Consider the following 20,733-nt stretch of genomic DNA (forward strand, 5'->3'; position numbering starts at 1 on the left):
CCGCGATGCAATCGGACGATCCGCTCGCCAACGACCGCACCCAGTTCATGCCGCGCCCCGGTGGCCGTGGCCCGCAACCGGCCGCGCCGGGGCCTGCGCAAGCTGCGCCGCCGCCACCCCTGAACGTGCCGGCCGAACCACTGGCGCCTGGGCAGGCGGCGGGCCTGAACCCGCTGGAGCAAGCGGCCGGTCCATTGCTGGCGCTGCTCACGCGCCTGCGCAACACCATCGCCCATCCGGCCCCGGCCAGCCTGCGTGCGCAACTGCTGGCCTACCTGCGCCAGTTCGAAGAGCGCGCCGAGGCCGCCGGGGTGCCGCGCAACGAGGTGCTGCTGGCGCGCTATGCCTTGTGCACCGCGCTCGACGAGGCGGTACTGAGCACGCCCTGGGGCAGCGCCAGTGACTGGGGCAAGCAGAGCCTGCTGATCACCGTGCACAACGAGGCCTGGGGCGGCGAGAAGGTGTTCCAGCTGATGGAGCATTGCCTGCAGAGCCCGCGTGAACGCCTGCATCTGCTGGAGTTGCTGTACCTGTGCACCAGCCTCGGCTTCGAAGGCCGTTACCGGGTGATGAACGGTGGCCGCGCCCAGCTCGAAGCCTTGCGCGAGCGCACCGCCGCGACTATCCGCAGCGCCCGTGGCGAGTTCGAGCGCGAGCTGTCACCGCACTGGCGCGGTGTCACCGTGGCCCGCGATCGCCTGGCGCAGTTCGTGCCGCCCTGGGTCGGCCTGGCAGTGGCCCTGGCGTTGTTGCTGCTGGTGCTGTTCGGCCTGCGCCTGAAGCTGGCGGCCGACGCCGAGCCGGTGTTCCGCGGCATTCATGCCCTGGGCGAGATCCCGGTGCAGGCCATGGATCGTCCGGTGGTGCAGCCCAAGCCCGTGGAGCGTCCGCGCCTGGCCGGTTTCCTTGCCGAAGACATCAAGGCCGGGCGGGTCGCCGTGCAGGACGCGGTGGACCGTTCGGTGGTGACCATCCGTGGCGACGAACTGTTCGCCTCGGCCAGCGCCAGCATCAAGGGCGACTTCGAGCCGTTGATGCTGCGCATCGCCGAAGCCGTGGCGAAAGTGAAAGGCAACGTGAAAGTCACCGGCCACAGCGACAACCAGCGCATCGCCACGCTGCGCTTCCCGTCCAACTGGGCGTTGTCCCAGGCCCGCGCCGAAGAGGTGAAGAACCTCCTCGCCGCCCGCACCGGCCAGCCCGAGCGCTTTACCGCGCAGGGCCTGAGCGACACCGAACCGCTGGCGTCGAACGACAGCGCGCAAGGCCGGGCGAAGAATCGCCGGGTTGAAATCACCGTTCTGGCGGAGGGCGTCGAGTGAAGGCGTTTTTCAGTTTTGTCATTCGCTGGGTGATTCCGCTGCTGGGCCTGCTGGCCCTGAGCCTGATCATCTGGTTCCTCGGCCCGTTGCTGGACATGCTGGTGCCGGCCGCTCCGCGCCTGGTGCTGATCGGCCTGTTGTTCACGGTGTGGATCGCCTACCGCGTGTGGCGCATCGTCCAGGCCCGCCGTCAGGCGGCCAAGGTCATGCAGAGCCTGGCTGCGGAGACCGCGCCGGACCCCGCCAGCGTGGCCACCGCCGAAGAACTGGCGACCCTGCGCCAGCGCATGGACGAAGCCCTGGTGCTGCTGAAGAGGGCACGCCTGGGCGGCGACGAGCGACGCAACCTGTATGAACTGCCGTGGTACGTGATCATCGGCCCGCCCGGCTCGGGCAAGACCACTGCGTTGGTCAATTCCGGCCTGCACTTCCCGCTGGCGGCGCAGCTGGGCGAAGGCGCCATCCGTGGTGTTGGCGGGACGCGCAACTGCGACTGGTGGTTCACCGACCAGGCCGTGCTGCTGGACACCGCCGGCCGCTACACCACCCAGGACAGCCATGCCCAGGTGGACAAGGCGGCCTGGCTGGGCTTCCTCGACCTGCTCAAGAGCCAACGCTCACGCCGCCCCATCGACGGCGCGTTCATCGCCATCAGCCTGTCCGACCTGCTGCTGGGCAGCGACGCCGAGCGCGCCGCCCATGCGGCGGCGATCCGTACCCGCATCCAGGAACTGTACAGCCAGCTGGGCGTGCGCTTCCCGATCTACCTGATGCTGACCAAGCTCGACCTGGTGCCGGGGTTCATGGAGTTCTTCGACACCCTTAGCAAGGAGGAGCGCGCCCAGGTGTGGGGCATGACCTTCCCGCTCGACGATGGCCAGCAGGGCGACGGACCGCTGGCGCAGTTCGGCAATGAATTCGCCTTGCTGGAGCAGCGCCTGAACCAACGCCTGGTCGAGCGCCTGCAGCAGGAGCGCGATCCGGCGCGGCGCGACCTGGTCTACGGCTTCGTCCAGCAGTTCGCCGCCTTGCGCGGCAACCTGAAAACCTTCCTCGACGGCATCTTCAAACCCAACGCCTTCGAAGAGCGCGCCCTGCTGCGCGGTGTGTACTTCACCAGCGGTACCCAGGAAGGCAGCCCCATCGACCGCCTGATCGGCAGCATGGCCCAGAGCATGGGCCTGGACCGTGCCCACCTGGCGCGACAGAACGGCACCGGGCGCAGCTACTTCATCGAGAAGCTGTTCAGCGCCGTGGCCTTCGCCGAGCGCGGCCTGGTCGGCAGCAACCCGAAGGTCGAGCAGCGGCGCAAGTGGATCGCCCGTGGCGCCCTGGCCCTGAGCGTGGCCCTGGTGCTGGTGGTCGGTACCCTGTGGACCCTGAGCTACCGCGCCAACCAGCAATACATCGCCGAGGTCGACAGCCGCCTCAAACCACTGGGCAAGAGCGTGCAGGAGCTGAGCCCGGCGCAGCGCAATCTGGTCGAGGTGCTGCCGCTGCTCAATGGCGTGCGCCGCCTGGCCGAAGATCCGCCCGGCTGGGCCGAGGGCCTGGGGTTGTACCAGGGCGACATGCTCGAAGGCGAGTCGGACAGCGTCTACCGCAAGCTGCTGATCGCCATCTTCGCCCCGCGCCTGGTCACCCGCATCGAGGAGCAGCTGTACGGCGGTGGTCCGTCCGACTACCTCTACGAGGGGCTCAAGGCCTACCTGATGCTGGCCGACGGCGAACACTACGATGCCGAGTTCATCAAGGCCTGGGTCACCCTGGACTGGGAGCGCAGCCTGCCGCGCGACCTGGCGCCGGACCTGCGCCAGGTCCTGGAGCAGCACCTGGCGGCGCTGTTCGACAAGCGTCCGCCGAACGCCCGCCTGGACCAGCGCCTGATCGACGACACCCGTCGCCAGCTGCAGCAACTGCCGGTGGCCCAACGGGTCTACGACCGGGTCAAGCGCCAGAAGCTGCCCGCCGGGGTCAGCGATTTCCGGGTCAGCGATGCCGCCGGGCGTGACGCCGCGCTGGTGTTCCGCTTCAAGGACGGCAAGCCATTGAGCGAGCCGCTGCCGGGTATCTTCACCGTCGAGGGTTACCGCAAGGCCTTCCTCGCCGCCAGCCTGGCCCACAGCGAGACCCTGGCCGAGGAGCGCTGGGTGCTGGGCCGCGAGGCCAGCGAGTCGGCCGATGCCAAGCGCCTGGCCGACGATGTGCTGCAGCTGTACTACCAGGACTACATCCGCCATTGGGATGCCTTGCTGGCCGACCTGGACTTCGTGCCGATCACCAGTGTCGGCCAGGCCGCCGATGTGCTGCGGGTACTGTCCGGGCCGACATCGCCGATGAAGAAGCTGCTGCAGGCGGTCGCCAAGGAGACCAACCTGGCTCAGCCGACCACCCTCGACAAGGTCCAGGCCAAGGCCGAGCAGGCCGGCGTCGATCAGTTGCGACAACGCCTGGGCGGCCTGCTCGGCGATGCCCCGTTGCCCAGTGACAACCCGGCTGCCCGCGAGGTGGACCCGGTCACCGCGCACTTCGCCGAGCTGGCCGGCCTGGTGGAAACCGGCGAAGGCCAGCCTGCGGCCATCGATGGCCTGCTTACCGACCTCAACGCCCTGTACGTGCAGGTCAGCGCCATGGTCGGCGCCAGCGGCGACGCGCTGCTGGGCGAGGCCAAGAACCAGGCCCAGGCCGCGGCGCAGCGGGTTGCCCTGGGGGCCGCGCGTCAGCCGAAGGTGGTGCAGAACCTGGTGAGCTCGGTGCTCGGCTCGACGCACAACCTGGTCATGGGCGGGGTGCGCAACCAGCTCAACGCCGCCTGGACCAGCGAGGTGGTGAACATCTATCGCCAGTCCCTCAGCGGTCGCTATCCGTTGGTGGCCGGCAGTTCGCGGGATGCGACCCTGGAAGACTTCGGCCTGTTCTTCGGCGTCGGCGGGGTCATGGACAACTACTTCCGCAAGTACCTGCAACCCTACGTCAACACGTCGAGCACGCCCTGGAGCTGGCAGCCCGGCGCGGCGCAGAAGCTGGGAATCAACAGCAACGTGCTGTACACCTTCCAGCGCGCGGCGAGCATCCGCGACGCCTTCTTCCGCAACAGCAACGGCGTGCAGCCGGGGGTGCGCTTCGAGCTCAAGCCGGTGGCGATGGACGCGACCATCACCCAGTTCCTGCTCGACCTCGACGGCCAGCAGGTGAGCTACGACCACGGCCCGAGCCGGCCGGTGGCGTTGCAGTGGCCGAACCCCAACAGCATCGGCGTGGTGCGCCTGTCGATCTCGCCACCGTCGGCCTCCGGCCGTTCGGGGCTGACCGTGGAAGGGCCGTGGGCCTGGTTCCGCCTGCTTGACCAGTCCGACCTGGTGGCCGGCGGCTCGCCGGAGCGCTTCAACCTGCGCCTGCGCGTCGACGGCGCCAGCGTGTCCTACGAGCTGCGTGCCAGCAGCGCCTTCAACCCGTTCCGCAGCCGAGTGCTCAGCGGTTTCAGCCTGCCGGAGCATCTGTGAACGACGTGGGTTTCTACGGAAAGCTGGCCTGCCGCGGCGACTTTGTCAGCCGCGGCCTGCCGCACGGTTTCATCCAGCCCTGGGACCAGTGGCTGGCGGCGGGGATCCAGGCGAGCCAGCAGGCCCTGGGCGAGCACTGGCTCGAAGCCTATCTGGTGAGCCCCTTGTGGCGTTTCGCCCTGGCGCCGGGGCTTTGCGGGCCCGAGGCGGTGGTCGGGGTGATGATGCCGAGCATCGACCGGGTGGGGCGGTACTTCCCGCTGACCGTGGCCCAGGTGCTGGAGCCGGGGGAGCCGCTGGCGCCTGTGGTGGCCGGGGCCGAGGAATGGTTCGAGGTGGTCGAGGAGACCTTGCTGGCGACGCTTGAGCCAGGTGCTGCCTTTGAGGATTTCGAGGCTGCCTTGCAGCCATTTCGCGGCGCGAGGCCACTTGTGCAAGAGCCGCGTGCGACGGTGGGCGGGCTGCAGCGGTTGGATGCGACCACGCCGCAGGGGCGCGCACTGGCCTTGGCCGAATGCGCCTGCGAAGGCATGAGCCTTTGGTGGGGCAGGGGTTCCGAACGGATCGCCCCGGGGTTGATGCGCTGCGCGGGCTTGCCGCGCAGCGAGGATTTCGCCGGTTTTCTATTGGGTAGCGAGGCGCGGATCGGATGACCGGCATGCAGTACACAGCGGCCAGCTACAGCCATGTCGGCATGGTGCGCAAGATCAACGAGGACGCCTGCCTGGAATTGACCTGGGCAGGCCTGTGGGCGGTGGCCGACGGCATGGGCGGCCATGCGGCCGGCGATTATGTCAGCAGCCTGGCGGTCGATAGCCTGCGCAGCCTGCCGATGCTCGATTCACTGGACGATTTTGCCGGCGAAGTGCGCGACGGCCTCGCCTGGGTCAATGGCATCGTGCGCGAGGAAACCGCGCGCCGGGGCGTGGCGATGATGGGCAGTACCGTGGTGGTGCTGGCCGCCCGAGGCGACCAGGCCATCGGCCTGTGGGCCGGCGACAGCCGCCTGTACCGCCTGCGCGACGGCCGTATCGAGCGCCTGAGCCACGACCACAGCTACGTCCAGGAGCTGCAGGACAGTGGCCTGCTCAACGAAGCCGAAGCCCGTGTGCATCCTCGCGGCAACATCGTCACCCGCGCCATCGGCGTCGAGGACCACCTCGAGCTGCAGGCCGTCGCCTTGCAGGTGCAGCCCGGCGACACCTACCTGCTGTGCAGCGACGGCCTGAACAAGACCGCCGACGACCACGAGATCGCCGAGGTGCTCGGCCATGCCGATCCTTATGAGGTGGTGCGCAGCCTCGTACACCTGGGGCTGACCCGCGGCGCCCCCGACAACATCACCGCCGTCGTCGTGAAGGCCAGCTGAAGACACCATGGACATGCAGATTCCCGGATTCGACATCGACAGCGAGCTTGGCCAAGGCGCCATGGCCAGCGTGTACCTCGCCACCCAGCGCTCCCTGGAGCGCAAGGTGGCGCTGAAGATCATGGCGGCGAGCCTGGCCGCCGACCCGACCTTCTGCGAGCGCTTCCTGCGCGAGGGTCGCACCCTGGCGCGGCTGGCGCACCCGAACATCGCCACCATCCATGACATCGGCAATGTCGGCGAGTTGTACTACATGGCCATGGAGTACCTGCCCAGCGGCACGCTGAAGGAGCGGATAGCCGAGGGGCTGACGCCCGAGCAGGGCCTCGTCTACGTGCGCCAGATCGCCCAGGCGTTGGGTTATGCCCACGCCCAGGGCCTGGTGCACCGCGACGTCAAGCCCGCCAACATCCTGTTCCGCGCCGATGGCACCGCGGTGCTATCGGACTTCGGCATCGCCAAGTCGCTGGATGACCGCACCCAGTTCACCCAGGCCGGTTTCGCCGTCGGCACGCCGAGCTACATGAGCCCGGAACAGGCGCGCGGCATGGACATCGACGGGCGCGCCGACCTGTATGCACTGGGTGTGGTGCTGTACGAAATCCTCGTCGGCAAGCTGCCGTACAACGGCACCGATGCGCTGTCCACGGCGCTGGCGCACCTGACCGAGCCGCTGCCGGAACTGCCCATCGAACATGGCCGCTACCAGGACATCCTGCGCGGTCTGCTGGCCAAGGATCCCAGCGAGCGCTTCGCCGACGCGGCGGCGTTGCTGGCCGCGCTGGATCGCTTGACGGTCCAGGCGCCGGTCGAGGAAAACGACAGCACCCTGGTCCGTCCGCTGCCGATCCCGCCACCAGCCACCCCGCAACCGGTGTCCATCGACATTCCGCAGGCCCGCCCTGTGGCCGAGCCTGCCCGGCGGTCCGAACCCAAGCCAGCGCCCGCTGTGAAGCCTGCCTCGAACAAGCCGGCCAAGGCCGTGCTGGCGGTGGCGATCGCGGCGGCGCTGGGTCTGGGGGGCGCGTTCTTCTGGTTGCTCGGCGGCAGTGACGCGCCCGCGCCTGAAACGCCGGTGGTGCAGGCGCCCGCCGACAGCGTGGCCCCCACCGAACCCAAAGTCACGCCGGTGGCCGCCTCGGACGACGGCCGTCCACTGCTGATGCCCGGCAAGAAGACCCTGTTCCAGCGTGTGCTGACCAAGCCCAACGCCCAGCTGGTGGCTCAGCCTGGCGATGCCGCGGGCGAGGCACTGCCAGCTTTCTCCGTGCTCTATGTCTACCAGCGCAAGGACGTCGGCGGCCAGGCCTGGGTCCAGGTCGGTGCCGCCAGCGACGGCCAGCGCGAGGGTTGGCTGCCGGCGGCGCAGACCAGTGACTGGAAACAGAGCCTGGTGCTCAAGTTCACCGAACGCTCGGGGCGCTCGCCGGTGATGTTCATGCGCCAGGTGGACGATGTGCAGCATCTGCTCGACGACACCGCCCAAGCCCGCGACAGCCTGCTCAAGGCGCAGAACAACCCCGACCAGGTGCCCCAGGTCATGGCCCTGGAACCGGCGGCCAGCGCCGTGCCGCAGAACCAGTTCTACCTGATGCCGATCTTCGACTACCGCGAAAGCTTCGACGCCGGCGGCCAGCCGGTGCAATTGCTCAACATCGCCTCCATCGACCCCGGTGCCAGCGCCCGCGACAGCGCGCCCAAGGCGGCCGGCGTCGCGGCGGTCGGCGACAACAGCTTCCGTACCGGCATCGTCCTGGTGGTGGACACTTCGGTGTCCATGCAGCCGTACATCGATCGGGTGCGCCAGGTGGTCAGCGAGCTGCAGCAGCAACTGGCGGCCCGTGGCGAGCTGGACAGCGTCAGCTTCGGCTTGGTCGGCTTTCGCAACAGTGTCAAGCGTACCCCGGGCCTGGAGTACCTGAGCAAAACCCTGGTCAGCCTCGAGCAGGGCCGCGATCCGGCGCGTTTCCTCAAGGCCGCCTCGCAGGTCAAGGCCACCAGCGTCTCCAGCCACTCGTTCAACGAGGACGCCTTCGCCGGCGTGATGCAGGCGGTCGAGGGCATGGACTGGTCCGGCTACGGCGGGCGCCTGATCCTGCTGGTCAGCGATGCCGGCGCGCTGCGCAAGAACGACCCGTTCAGCAGCACCCAGATGAACGAAGCCGAAGTGCGCCAGGCCGCCCTGAGCAAGCAGATCAAGATCTACGCCCTGCACCTGCGCACCCCCGCCGGGCTCAAGAACCACGGCGCGGCCGAGACCCAGTACCGTGTGCTCACCGCCGACAGCAACCCGCAGATCGGCGACCTCTACGTCAGCGTGCCGGGCGGTGAAGTCGGTGCCTTCGGCGACCGCGTGCGCGAGATCGGCTCGACCTTTGCCGACCTGGTGCACCAGGTGCGCAACCAGCAACCGCAACCCGTGCCGCTGCTGACCTCGGCCTCGAGCCTGGCGGCCAAGTCGCAGGCCATCGGCTACGCCATGCACATGGACTTCCTTGGCCGCCACGGCGCCAGCCAGGCGCCGCAACTGGTCAGCGCCTGGACCGCCGACCGCGACCTGACCAACCCGATGCTGCCGACCCTGCAGGTGTGCGTGATGCTGACCAAGCTGCAGCTCAACGACTTGCAGCAGTCGCTCAAGCTGATCGTCGATGCCGCGCGCAAGACCCGCAGCTCGCCAGGCGACTTCTTCAACGAGATCGCCAGCGCCAGTGCCTACATGAGCCGCGACCCCGGCGCGTTGCGCAAGGGCGCCAACCTGGCCCAGGGCGGTGTGCTCGGCGAATACCTCGACGGCCTGCCGTACCGCAGCAAGTCCCTGAGCATGACCCAGGACCTGTGGCTGTCGCTGTCGGTGGCCGAGCAGGAAGACTTCATCGACGAACTGGACTCGAAGATCCGCCTGTACGAGACCTTCCACAACGACATGGCCAACTGGGTGCGCTTCGGCAAGGCCGAACCAGGCGACGCCCTGTACCGTGTCCCGCTGTCGACGCTGCCGTGATGATCCGCCTGGACGGAGTGCGCAAGACACGCGGGCAGGGTGCCCAGCGCTACAGCCTGCAGATCGACCGGCTGCACCTGGCCGTGGGCGAGCGGGTGGCGCTGGTCGGCCCCAGCGGCTGCGGCAAGAGCACCTTGCTCGACCTTCTGGCGCTGGTGCTGGCGCCGGATGCGGCAGAGGGCTTCGTCCTCGGCGGCGAGGATGTCGCCGGGCTGTGGCGCGGCCGGCAGCTCGACCGTTTGGCCAACTGGCGCAGCCACCACCTCGGCTACGTGCTGCAGGCGGGTGGGCTGCTGGGTTTTCTCGATGTGCGCGGCAATATCTCTCTGCCGCGCCAGTTGCTGGGGCTCGGCGATGACGGCAGTGTCGAGCGCCTGGCCGAAGCGCTGGATGTACACGACCAGCTGGGCAAGAAACCCGCCACCCTGTCTCTCGGCCAGCGCCAGCGGGTCAGCTGTGCCCGTGCCCTGGCCCATGCCCCGACGCTGCTTCTGGCTGATGAACCGACTGCCTCGCTCGACCCGGTCAACGCCGAGCGGGTGATGCAGCTGTTGCTGTGCGAGGCCGAAGCGCGGCAGGTGACCTGTGTGGTCGCCACCCACGACGAGGCCCTGGCCCGCCACGCCGGGTTGACAGTGCTGCGCATGGCCTGCCGGCGCGAAGCCGATGGCGGCGTCACGGCGTGCCTGGAGCGGGCGGCCTGATGCGCCCGCTGCTGATCGCCGGGCTGGCCTGGCAGGACTACCGCAACGATGCGCGGCTGTCGGCGTGCGCCGTGCTCGCGCTGGTGGCGGTGATCGCGCCGCTGCTGGTGCTGTTCGGCCTCAAGTTCGGCCTGGTCGGCAGCCTGACCGAGCGCCTGCAGCGCGATCCTGGTGTGCGCGAGATCATCCCGCTGGGCGGTGGGCGCTTGCGTGCCGAATTCATCGCGGAACTGGCCCAGCACCCACGAGTGGCCTTCGCCATCCCGCGGACCCGGCAGATCGCTGCCACCGCCGAGCTGTTGCTGCCGGCTCATGGACGTGGCCTGACGGTCGAGATGCTGCCCACTGCCGAGGGCGATCCCTTGCTGGCGCAGGTCGCTCCCCCGGACGGTCTGCAACAGGTGGTGCTGAGCTTTACCGCTGCGGAAAAACTCGGTGCCAAGGCCGGGGACGAACTGCAGGCCAGCTTCAGTCGCCAGCAGGCCGGGCAGATGCAATGGCGACGCACAAGCCTGCAGGTCAGCAGCGTGCTGCCCTTGGCAGCGTTCGAGCGCGATGGCCTGTTTGCCTCGCTGCAACTGCTCGAAGCCGTCGAGGATTACCGCGATGGCCGCGCCGTGGCTGCGCTGGGCTGGCAGGGGGAGGCGCAAGGCAGCGGGGCACAGCGGGTGTACCCGGCCTTCCGCCTGTATGCCCGCGAACTGAGCGATGTCGAGCCGCTGCGCCAGTTTTTCGCCGAACGCAAGCTGCTGGTCTCGACCCAGGCCGCGCAGATCGCCCAGGTGCAATCGCTCAGCCGCAATCTTGACCTGGTGTTCTGGATCATCGCCAGCCTGGCTGTGGCCGGCGCCGTAGCGGCCATCGCCGCAGGCGCAGTGGCGGCGGTCGAGCGCAAGCAGCGTGAGCTGGCAGTGCTGCGTCTGCTGGGCTTCGGCACTGCTGCGCTGCTGTTGTTCGTGGTGCTCCAGGCACTCTACAGCGGGCTGCTGGCCGCCGCCGTGGCAGGTCTGTTGTACCTGCTCGCCGAACACGGCCTGAACCGACTTTTCATGCAGGTGCCCGGCGAGTTCGCCAGCCACCTGCTGCCCATGCACTACCTCGTTGCGTTGTGTGCCGTGCTGCTGGCCAGCACCGCCGCCGCCGCCCTGGGCGGCTGGCGGGTGGCGCGCATCGAGGCTTGCCAAGGAATACGTGATGTCTGATCGCCGCCTCGGGGCTGCCGCCCTGCTCCTGACCGCTTTGAGCCTGGGCGCCTGTTCCCCGGCCGATGGCGACGACAAGGCCAAGCCAGTTGCCCAGGCGCAGCCGGGGACTGAAAGCAAGTTCGACAACCCCAAACCGTTGCCGGGCGATGTCAGCCTGCCGCTGCCCTGTGGCGGTGAGCTGGTGCTGCGCAGTGTCTATGTGCTGGCCCAGGGCAGCCTCGACGACCGCGAGGTCAACCTCGGCTACCCGTTCAGCGAAGGCGAGGCCGGCTACAAGCAGTCGTTCATCTCCGGTTACCGGCGCGACTTCATCAACGGCCAGTTCAGCCTGCAGGACCTGGCGCCACAGTGGCAGAAGGCCGTCGGCCCGAGCCTGCCCAAGGTCGAGAAAGGCAGCCCGCTCACGCCGATGATGTACTTCATCGGCAAGTACGAAGTGACCGCCCGCCAATACGCCCAGGTGATGGCCCAGGCGCCGTCGCTGGCCGGCGGCGACGCGGCACCGGCCTGCGAGGCGAACAACGACGCGGCGGGGCGCCTGCCCAAGGTAAAACTGTCGCGCTTCGAGGCCGAACGCTTCGCCGCCGTCTACAGCGCCTGGCTGATGAAGCACCACCGCGACCTGCTGCCGGTCAGCGGCCGAGGCAGCAAGGCCGAGGAGGGTGGCGTGGGCTTCGTGCGCCTGCCCACCGAGGTGGAATGGGAGTTTGCCGCCCGTGGCGGTTCGGCGGTCAGCCGCCAGGAGCTGGAAGGGCGGTTGTTCCCGCGCAAGGTCGAAGGCGCCGACAGCGAGGGGCCGCTGGCTGACTTCGCGGTATTCAACCAGGTCGCCGGTGGCACCGGGCAGGCGGCGCGGCTGATGCCGATCGGCAGCAAACAGCCTAACCCGCTGGGCTTGTTCGACGTGATCGGCAACGCCGCCGAGATGGTCCAGGAGTCGTTCCAGCTGGTCAACGCCGGGCGCCTGCAGGGTGCCTACGGCGGCTTCGTGGTCAAGGGCGGCAACTACCTCGAAGGCGAGGGCACCTTGTTCACCGGCATGCGCCGCGAGTATCCGCTGTTCGGCGCCGACGGTACCGAGCAACGCAACGAGACCACCGGTTTCCGCGTGGCCATCGGCGCCTTGTCGGCGCCGCGCTCGCGCTACCAGGAACTGTTCGAGCAGTGGCAGAAGGAGGGGCGCCTGGCCGGCCTGACCGACGACATCGACGCCGCCCAGGACCCGACCAAGCGCCTGGACAGCATCATCGCCGCCGCCACCGACCCGCGCCAGCAGGCCGAGCTGGGGCTGGTCAACGAAGAGCTCAAGCGCAACGTGTCGTTGATCGCCCGCCAGCGCGAGGAAGCGGCCGGCAACCTGATCCAGTCCGCCGCCCTGGTGGCCGAGACCGTCAACAACTACAACATCCGCCTGACCAACCTGCAGAACACCCAGGCCAAGGCCGAGGCTGCCGGCGACCAGACCAGCGCGCGCATGTACGGCGCCGCCATCGCCAATGGCCGCGCCGCCCTCGACGGCGCCGTGGCGATCTACATCGACAACCTGGCCAGTGGCACGCGCTACACCGACGCGGTGATCCAGGCGCAGTTCCAGCGGGTCAAGGAAGAGCTCAATCGCAAGCCGGTGCTGGGCAACAGCCTGGTCACCCGCGCCACCCTGTTCGTCCGCCACGTCGGGGAGTACCGCCAGAACCGGCGGGCCGATCCGGCGACGATCCTCAAGGAGCTGCTGGCATCGGCCGCCCCGCGACCCTAAGGACAGTTCCCATAGAAAGGACTCCCGGGTGGCACGAAGCCCCCGGTCACCCAGAAACCCAAGAAGAGAAACCAGACCATGTTCACCCGCAAACCCCTGATCACCGCATCCCAGGCCCGTACCGCACTGCTGCTGGCAGCCGGTTTCAGCACCGTGCTGTTGAGCGGTTGCGCCAGCTCGCCGGCGTCCAAGGTTGGCGCCACGACCAAGGTCGAGTACTACCCCAACTGCTACGAGCCGGTGCAGCACTTGCGCTCCACCGACGGTGACATGACCCGCTCGGTCGCCACCGGCGCGCTGCTCGGCGCGGTCGGCGGTGCCCTCACCGGTGCCCTGGTCGACAAGGAAAACCGCGGCCGCAATGCCGCCATCGGTGCCGCTGGCGGCGCGTTGGTTGGCGGCGCGGCCGGTTACTACACCGAGCGCCAGAAACAGATCAGCGACGACAAGCAGCGCATCGCCTCGTACGCCACCGACATCGACAAGAGCGCGGCCGACATGGACCGCACCACGGCCTACGCCAAGTCGTCGCAGAGCTGCTACCAGCGCGAGTTCGCCAGCCTGATCCAGAACCGCAAGGCTGGCCGCATCAACGACACCGAGGGCCGCAAGCGCCTGGCCGAGATCGTCGCCGGCCTGCAGGAGTCGAACAACCTGCTGACCACCGTGAACGGGCGTTTGGGTGAGAACCTGAACAACTACACCCAGGCCTACGAGCAGGACCTCAAGCAGGTGGGCGTGCAGCGCACCGAAGTGGTCGCCGTGGCCGAGCCGCCGAAGGTGGCGACCACCGGCAAGAAGAAGGATGTGAAGAAGGTCCAGCCGGCCAAGACCAACACCAAGGTGCCACAGGAAGCGGTGGCCACCGAGAAGACCCTGCAGAACGCCAACGGCAAGAAAGCCGAGGCCCAGCAGGTGGCCAAGGCGGGCGCCGACCAGGTCAACGCCATGTGCCGCAACCCGGACATGGGTGATTGGGCGCCGGTGCCGTGCCCGAACGTGTGATCCGTTGAGGCTGCTTGCATGACCTGTAGGCGCGGGGCAAGCCCACGCCTGCAGGTCATGCGACTTGGCCAGGCTTTGTGCAAGGAAACCTATTCGTGACAGATCTTCTGGTCAATTCCCTGGCCAACAACTCCCAGTTTCTTGCCCGTCAGCGTATCCAGGCGCGGATCAACCTGCCGCAGATGTTCGCCGCCATCGACGCCGACCCGCGTATCGTCGGTGCCGGTGTGGTTTACATCGACGCCGAATACAACATTGTCACCCTGCGTGAGTTTCAGCCGATCTGCAGCATCCGCCCCAAGCGCGTGATCCTGCGCGAGATCAAGAAGTACCAGACACCTGACCAGTACACCCAGCAGTTGCAGCACAATCCGCGCGAGTCGCGGGTGGTCAAGGAGGCGGTCAACACGACCCTTTCCTGTGCGGGCGCTGTGATCGGCTGGTTCGTGGTGTTCAGTGGCACCATTGCCGCGCCCTTTTCCGGTGGTACCAGCCTGGTACTGACCTATGTCGGTGGCGCCGCCGCCACCGCCAGCAGCATCCAGTGCGGCATCGGTGTAATGCGCACGGTGCGTGAAGTGACCAACCCAGCGGCTAACGATGCCCTCGATGAGAACCAGTGGTACCAGGCCGCCTCGATGGTGCTCGATGGCGTCTCGTTGCTGGGTGTCGGCGCGTCGGGCCTGAGCACGTTGAAGTACCTGCAAGTACACAAGGCCGCCACGGGTCGCAGCTGGCTGGAGTTGTCCAAGAGCCTCAGCCGCCAGCAGCGCAAGGCGCTGACCGACGAGCTGCTGTCGATCAAGCACCCGAGCCTGACGGCCAGGCAGATCAAGTTGCAGCAGGCGGCAGGGACCATGACCAAGCGCTACACCCCGACCGAGATAAGCCACGCCACGCAGACCCTGATGCGCGACTCGCTCGGCGCCACCTTCGGGTTGGCCGGGAGTGCCACGGTGCAGAGCATAGCCGTAGGGCTATACGAAGAGATCGAGTGATGATGAAGCCTGCGCAATTCCAGACTTTCATGCGCCGTTACTTCCCGACGTTCTTGCTGGGGTTTTTCATTTGCCTCCTGTCGGCGGCGTTGTCAGCGACTCTGTGGATCGACAGTCACTGGCGCAATCACCCGGATAACCCCTTGTTCACCATGATGTCCAGCGCGGTGCTGGTCTTGCTGCTGTGTTCCGGGCATTTCGCGATGGTCCGAGGCTTCACATGGGCAGTATGGGTGGTGCTCCCTGTACCGACTGTGGCCTTGCTGATGGCGTTGAGCCTGCTCGGTAGTGGAGTGAATGCCGTGTTGCTGGCAATCCTGCTGGCGCTGCCATTGCTCGCGCTGCTGGTATTCAACAGCCAGCGGCATCGAGAGATGCGGCGGCGGTTGGTGGAGCTGCGCAAGGTGCGGCGCTAGCGCAATGACGCTCAAGCCTTTTCTGAAGCGTTACTTCGGCGTATTCATCGGCGCCTACTTCTCGTCGATCATTGCCGTGTCCTGGACATTTGCGCTGGTGTGGAGCACGTATTGCCGGAACTGCCTGAAGGATGGCGCCTTTGCTTCGAGTCTGCTCCTGACGTTGGCAGTCTTCATGTTGGGCCATGGCGCTGTGGTTCGAGGGCGGACGTGGGGGGCCTGGCTCGTGGCCGGGATGTGCCTGGCCAGCATGGTGATCGCGTTGCCGGCCTATGGATATCGTCCCAACATGTTCATCTACGCGAGCTGCCTGCTGGCAGCGCTGGTAGCGTTGCTGTTGATCAATAGCAACAGGTACAGAGAAATGCGCGTTCTCCTGGCGCAGTACCGGGAGCAAAGGCGCAAGGCAAAGCCCTAGCCATCATCGCGGGTTGGCGCCGCGCACGGAGCTACAGTTCCGCCACCAGGGCTTCCAGTTGCTCCTGCCGCTCGGCCTGGTTGACCCGTGCCCCGGGATTGAGCGTCGACCACTGTGGATGCGCCCGCGCCTTGCGCAAGGCCTCGGGCAGCTTGCCTTCGCGCCAGCCTTTGTCCTCCGGCGCCGCGAGGCGGATGCTGTCCTGCGCCGCGTGCCCGCGTGCCTCCAGGGCCAGTATCAACTGTTGCTGACGCAGCGCCAGCAGGCGCAGCACGGCGTCATCCACCGTCAGCTCGCGCTGGCCCTTGAGCTTGCCCATCAGGCGCGAGCCATAGTTGCGCGCGGTCTGCAGCGCGCCGCCAGCAATGGCCCCGGCAAGCGCGGCGGCGCCCAGGGTCAGGCCGCCAACCAGCAGGTCGACGCCGGCACCTGCCGCCGCGCCCGCCGCCACGCCGCTGCCCAGGCGCACACCGAGCAGCTTCAGGGTCTCCGGATTGAACAGGTCGTCGCCCCAGCGCCCATCGAGCAGCGGCAAGTCGCCGGCATTGGCGTCCTCGCGACGGAACGCATACAGCTTGAGCAGCGCCTCGACACAGCGTTGCTCGCGCTGACGCACCGCCTGGCGTAGCGCTTCGATGGCCTGCGCCTCGGCGGCGGGCTCGGCCTCTACGCTGCGCCGGCAGGCAGCGCAGTCGAGCAGCAGCTCGGCGACCAAACGCTTGCCGCTGTGGCGACGGGCTTCGCGCTGGGCCTGCTGGTCATCGATCAGCCGTTGCAGGGCAGGGCGGGCCTCTTCCAGCAGCAGCGCCAGGCTTTCGTAGAGGCGGCGCTCGCCATCCTCGGGCGGGGCCACGCTGTCGAAACGCACCAGCGCATGCAGGCCCAGGCGCGCCAAGGCCTCGCGCCATTCGGGCTCGCGGTGCTGGTTGCTGGCAACGAAGTTGAGCACCGGCAACAGCGGTTTGCCGCAGCTGGCCAGCACCTCAAGCTCGTCGCGGTACTTGGCCAGCACCGGTTCGCGGGCGTCGATCACATACAGACCGGCATGGCTCGCCAGCAGCTGGCGCAGCACCTTGGCTTCCTGCTCGAAACGCTGGCGCGCCTCGCTGCCCTGGAGGAAACGCTCAAGGCGAGCGGGGCCGTCCAGGCGCTCGCCCGGGCGTTCGAGGCGCTCCAGGTAGTCGAGCAGGGCAATGGCGTCCTCCAGGCCGGGGGTGTCGTAGAGCTCGAGCAACGGTTCGCCGTCCACCGACAGGCGGGCGCCTTCGACATGGCGGGTGGTGCTGGGGCGGTGCGAGACCTCGCCGAAGCCGACGTCGCGGGTGAGGGTGCGCAGCAGCGAGGTCTTGCCGACGTTGGTGTGGCCGACCACGGCCAGTTTCAGCGGCTCAGTCATGGCCATGCTCCAGCCAGGTCAGGGGCGAGGTGTCGGCATGGGGCAGGCCCAGGCGGTCGAGGGCCTCGTGCCAATCGCCCAGGCGTGCGGCGTCCAGTGCCTGGCCGGGCTGCGCCTGCAGCAGCCAGATACGCGTGGCGCCGGCGTTGCGCGCCAGCTCAGCGAGCAAGGCCAGGCTGCCACGGTCGGGTGAGCGGCGAGGATCGCAGGCAATGGCCAGGCGCGCCGGGGGGAAACGGCTGAGTTGCTCGAGCAGTTTGTTGCGCGACTCGCGGCTGTCGAGCACGCCCGCATGGGTGACCGAACGAGGCAGTGCGGGTGGCCAGGGGCGCTGGTCGTCCAGCTCCAGGCCGACCAGCAGGGCACCGCCACCGTCGCGTTCCAGTTGGCTGGCCTCGAAGCGGGGCAGGGTGTCGGGGGCTGCATCCTGCACGCCGAGGCGTTCGCTGCGCGGCATCAGGGCTTCGCGCAGTTGCGCGTAGCCTGGCAGATTGAGGTCCAGCGCCAGGCGCTCGCGGCCCTGGCGCCAGCGCCACAGGCACAGCGCGGCCAGCAGCATGCGGGGCAGCAGGCCATAGACCAGCACCACGCCGAGCAGCCAGCTGGCCCAGGCCTGGCGCGCCAGATCGAGTGCAGGCAGGGTGTCGCCGCTGGCGCGAATCATCGCCTCGTCGGGGACGGCGAAACCGAGCAGCGAGGGCAGGGCGCCAAGGGCCTGGGTCAGCGTGATGAAAGGTTCGGCGGCAAGCAGCGTGGTTTCCCAGACGAAGCCGTAGCGTCGCGTCGCCAGCAGCGCCAGGAGCATGCCCAGCGCCGCGAGCATTGCCAGCGACCACAGGCCATGCACCAGCAGGCCGAGCAGCCAGCGGTTCAGGCGCTGGCGCTGCAACAGCACCAGCAGCGCGGGAGCCAATTGCGCGGCCTTGGCGTCACGGGCAAAACGCTCGCTTAGCCACAGCCACAGGCGGCCCAGCGCCGCGCCATGCTCACCGGCGAAGAAGAAACCCACGGCCCAGCCAAGCAGCAGCACGAGATTCAGCCCGAGCAGGCTGCCCAGGGCCCAGAATACGTTCACCGGCCGCAGGCCGTCGCCCAGGGCCGCCAGCCCCAGGCCGGCACCGCTGAGCACGGCCAGGAGCATCAGCGCCAGCAACGCCAGGCGCGCGCCCTGCTTCCAGTGGCGCAGCGCCGTGTCCATGCCGTCACGCTCGGCCAGCCACAAGGCGCGGGCCTCGATGCGCGTGGCCAGGTCGCCGCCCTGCTGGCGGGCGCGGCGGTTGGCTTCCTGGTCTTCCAGGGGCCCGGCGTGTTCCTCGCGCAGGCGTACCGCTTCGGTGAGCCAGCGCTTGTCGAGTGGAGTGGGTGCAGTCACAAGCTCTTCCATTGCACAGGTCTGGCCGCAAGCATAACCCACGCGCCCGATGCTATCCTCGCCGGCATGAATACATCACTCCCCCTCAGCCTGATCGCGGCGCTCGCCGAGAACCGTGTGATCGGCATCGACAACTCCATGCCCTGGCACCTGCCGGGGGATTTCAAGTACTTCAAGGCCACCACCCTGGGCAAGCCGATCATCATGGGGCGCAAGACCTGGGATTCGCTGGGCCGGCCATTGCCGGGGCGGCTGAACATCGTCGTCAGCCGCCAGCCGGGGCTGCAACTGGCCGGCGCCGAGGTGTTCGCGTCGCTGGAGGCGGCGCTGGTGCGCGCCGAGCAGTGGGCGCGGGAGCAGGGCGTCGGGGAATTGATGCTGATCGGCGGTGCGCAGCTGTATGGGCAGGCGTTGGAGAAAGGGCTGGTGAGCCGGATGTACCTGACCCGGGTGGCGCTGTCGCCGCAGGGTGATGCCTGGTTCCCGGAGTTCGACCACGGGCAGTGGCAGTTGACGTCGAGCGAGGCGCAGTCCGAAGCGGACAAGCCGGCCTATCACTTCGAAGTCTGGGACAAGGCTTGAGTGTGTTCGGGGCCGCTGATACGCGATAACTGCAATTGCGAACAAATATCATCTTCTGCTAGCGTTCGCTCCTCTTGAGACCCAGAGCCAGGATGTGCCGTGTCTTCGTGGAACAAGCAGATCGCCCGGTTGTTCACCGAGCACAAGAAGGCCCTGGAGGCGTTCGTCGCACGGCGCACCGGCAATAGCCAAGTGGCCGCCGACCTGACCCAGGAGTCCTTCCTGCGCCTGGCGCGGCTGCCTGCCGACAAGCAGATCGACAACCTGCCGGCCTTCCTTTTCACGATTGCCAGCAACCTGGTGCGCGATCACCAGCGCCAGGCCATTCGCCGCGAGCGGCTGGATGGCGGCGAGCCCAGCGACGAACTGGCCAGCGAAGCCCCCGGCGCCGACGACCAGTTGGCCGCGCAGCAGGAGCAGGCGCTGATGCAGGCGGCGATCCAGGCCCTGCCCGAGGCGACCCGGCACATCTTCCTGCTCTATCATGTCGACGGTTGCACCTACCGTGAGATCGCCGAGCGCATGAACGTCACGCCCCGCAGTGTCGAGTACCAGCTGCGCCGGGCATTGCTCGACTGCCGCGCCTTCATCCAGGCGCGGCTGGCCGGTGACGCGAGAGGGCAACGTCCATGAGCCGTCATCCCGAGAGTGCGACCGATCCCATGAGCGACCTGTCCGACAGCGAGCGCCTGTTCGCCGAAGCCACAGCCTGGTATTACCGTCTGCACGCCGATGACGTCACCCTGGACGAACGCCAGGCGTTCGCCGTGTGGCGCGCGCAGGGGGCGACGCATGCCAAGGCCTGGGAGGAAGTGCTCGACCTGTTGGGGGCTTTGCAGGGCCCGGCCAGGCGCCTGCGGGAAGACCAGCAGGCGGCTTGGCACTCCCCCCGACGCCGGATCTGGCCCAAGGTGGCAAGTGTTGCCGCGGCGGCGGTGCTGCTGGGTGTGCTGCTCGTCCAGACGCCCTGGCTCGACCGCTGGCGCGCCGATTACGCCACCGCCACGGGCGAGACGCGCAGCCTGCAGCTGGAGGATGGCTCGCGCATCCAGCTCAACACCGACAGCGCCTTACAGGTCGAGCTGGGGGCCACCGAGCGGCGTGTCCGGCTGTTGCGCGGCGAGGCCTGGTTCGAGGTGACCCGCGATATGGCCCGGCCTTTCGTGGTGCGTGCCGGTGAGGGCTGGGTGCGGGTAGTCGGTACGCGTTTCAGCGTGGCCGAGACGGGCGGGCAGACCCGTGTGCAACTGGCCCAGGGCAAGGTCGAAGTTCGCGCCGGCGCCGGCCAGGGGTTGTTCCTCGAGCCCGGGCAAGCCGTGGAGTACGCGGCAGGCGGGCCGGGTGCGGTGCATGGCTTCGAGCCCGCCCGCGCCTTCGCCTGGCGCGAGCGGCAACTGGTATTCAGCCAGCAGCCGCTGGGTGAGGTGGTGACCGAACTCAATCGCTACTGGCCCGGACAGACCCTGGTGCTGGGCGACGGCCTGCGCCAGCGCAAGGTCTCCGGCGTGTTCGACATCGACAAGCCGGACGCCGTGCTCAAGGCTTTGACCCATACCCTGGGCGTGCGTGCCGACCAGTACACACCGTACCTGCGCATCCTGCGCGAAGGCTGATTGAAAATATTTTCGGGGATTCCCGTCGCACCGACGTCCTTGATCTCGTAGGCGCAAATAATAAGCACTC

General features: G+C 68.1%; 17 protein-coding genes. 15 read left to right on the forward strand and 2 right to left on the reverse strand.

All coding sequences use genetic code 11. From position 1 onward, the window contains the following. Positions 1–5: 5 nt before the first annotated feature. From KHO27_RS23605 to KHO27_RS23660, 12 genes are all read left to right on the forward strand, one after another. Positions 6–1,322 (forward strand): DotU family type VI secretion system protein, encoded by a 1,317-nt coding sequence (locus KHO27_RS23605; RefSeq protein ID WP_038707182.1) that lies wholly within the window; start codon positions 6–8, stop codon positions 1,320–1,322. Beyond that, the gene (tssM, locus tag KHO27_RS23610) at positions 1,319–4,825 is read left to right on the forward strand and encodes a type VI secretion system membrane subunit TssM (protein WP_214500862.1); all 3,507 of its coding nucleotides are present in this window, start codon (positions 1,319–1,321) and stop codon (positions 4,823–4,825) included. The genes KHO27_RS23605 and tssM overlap by 4 nt, the downstream gene beginning before the upstream one ends. Then, on the forward strand, positions 4,822–5,478 hold the full coding sequence (gene tagF / locus KHO27_RS23615; RefSeq protein ID WP_214500863.1) for a type VI secretion system-associated protein TagF: 657 nt from the start codon (positions 4,822–4,824) through the stop codon (positions 5,476–5,478). The genes tssM and tagF overlap by 4 nt, the downstream gene beginning before the upstream one ends. Then, positions 5,475–6,194 (forward strand): PP2C family protein-serine/threonine phosphatase, encoded by a 720-nt coding sequence (locus KHO27_RS23620; protein WP_110700240.1) that lies wholly within the window; start codon positions 5,475–5,477, stop codon positions 6,192–6,194. The genes tagF and KHO27_RS23620 overlap by 4 nt, the downstream gene beginning before the upstream one ends. 7 nt (positions 6,195–6,201) lie before the next feature. Further along, complete coding sequence (locus KHO27_RS23625) at positions 6,202–9,198, forward strand: serine/threonine-protein kinase (RefSeq protein ID WP_214500864.1); 2,997 nt, start codon at positions 6,202–6,204, stop codon at positions 9,196–9,198. Next, the gene (locus tag KHO27_RS23630) at positions 9,198–9,902 is read left to right on the forward strand and encodes an ABC transporter ATP-binding protein (RefSeq protein ID WP_214500865.1); all 705 of its coding nucleotides are present in this window, start codon (positions 9,198–9,200) and stop codon (positions 9,900–9,902) included. The genes KHO27_RS23625 and KHO27_RS23630 overlap by 1 nt, the downstream gene beginning before the upstream one ends. After that, entirely contained in the window at positions 9,902–11,104 is a 1,203-nt protein-coding gene (locus KHO27_RS23635) for an FtsX-like permease family protein (protein WP_110700246.1), read from the forward strand. The genes KHO27_RS23630 and KHO27_RS23635 overlap by 1 nt, the downstream gene beginning before the upstream one ends. Continuing rightward, positions 11,097–12,863 carry a formylglycine-generating enzyme family protein gene (locus KHO27_RS23640; protein WP_214500866.1) on the forward strand — a complete coding sequence of 589 codons (1,767 nt, stop codon included), beginning with the start codon at positions 11,097–11,099 and terminating at the stop codon, positions 12,861–12,863. Before KHO27_RS23635 ends, KHO27_RS23640 begins: the two co-directional genes overlap by 8 nt. Positions 12,864–12,941: 78 nt before the next feature. Beyond that, on the forward strand, positions 12,942–13,868 hold the full coding sequence (tagQ, locus tag KHO27_RS23645; protein WP_102681842.1) for a type VI secretion system-associated lipoprotein TagQ: 927 nt from the start codon (positions 12,942–12,944) through the stop codon (positions 13,866–13,868). Between the two features lie 95 nt (positions 13,869–13,963). Next, complete coding sequence (gene ssp4, locus KHO27_RS23650; RefSeq protein ID WP_046857471.1) at positions 13,964–14,866, forward strand: Ssp4 family T6SS effector; 903 nt, start codon at positions 13,964–13,966, stop codon at positions 14,864–14,866. Further along, on the forward strand, positions 14,866–15,282 hold the full coding sequence (locus KHO27_RS23655; protein WP_110700251.1) for a hypothetical protein: 417 nt from the start codon (positions 14,866–14,868) through the stop codon (positions 15,280–15,282). Before ssp4 ends, KHO27_RS23655 begins: the two co-directional genes overlap by 1 nt. A 4-nt stretch (positions 15,283–15,286) precedes the next feature. Continuing rightward, entirely contained in the window at positions 15,287–15,700 is a 414-nt protein-coding gene (locus tag KHO27_RS23660; RefSeq protein ID WP_110700253.1) for a hypothetical protein, read from the forward strand. Positions 15,701–15,731: 31 nt separating this feature from the next. On the opposite strand, the gene KHO27_RS23665 is transcribed toward KHO27_RS23660, so the two are convergent. Then, positions 15,732–17,096 (reverse strand): GTPase/DUF3482 domain-containing protein, encoded by a 1,365-nt coding sequence (locus KHO27_RS23665; protein ID WP_110700254.1) that lies wholly within the window; start codon positions 17,094–17,096, stop codon positions 15,732–15,734. Continuing rightward, complete coding sequence (locus tag KHO27_RS23670) at positions 17,089–18,480, reverse strand: DUF2868 domain-containing protein (RefSeq protein ID WP_214500867.1); 1,392 nt, start codon at positions 18,478–18,480, stop codon at positions 17,089–17,091. The genes KHO27_RS23665 and KHO27_RS23670 overlap by 8 nt, the downstream gene beginning before the upstream one ends. 54 nt (positions 18,481–18,534) lie before the next feature. Between KHO27_RS23670 and KHO27_RS23675 the strand changes: the two genes are divergently transcribed. From KHO27_RS23675 to KHO27_RS23685, 3 genes are all read left to right on the forward strand, one after another. After that, on the forward strand, positions 18,535–19,050 hold the full coding sequence (locus KHO27_RS23675; protein ID WP_214500868.1) for a dihydrofolate reductase: 516 nt from the start codon (positions 18,535–18,537) through the stop codon (positions 19,048–19,050). Positions 19,051–19,149: 99 nt separating this feature from the next. Beyond that, a complete protein-coding gene (locus KHO27_RS23680; protein WP_110700260.1) occupies positions 19,150–19,683 on the forward strand; it encodes an RNA polymerase sigma factor in 534 nt (177 codons plus the stop codon). Then, complete coding sequence (locus KHO27_RS23685; protein ID WP_250888391.1) at positions 19,680–20,663, forward strand: FecR family protein; 984 nt, start codon at positions 19,680–19,682, stop codon at positions 20,661–20,663. Before KHO27_RS23680 ends, KHO27_RS23685 begins: the two co-directional genes overlap by 4 nt. Positions 20,664–20,733: the final 70 nt, after the last annotated feature.

This window comes from Pseudomonas sp. RC3H12 (assembly GCF_018596375.1).
Lineage (GTDB): Bacteria > Pseudomonadota > Gammaproteobacteria > Pseudomonadales > Pseudomonadaceae > Aquipseudomonas.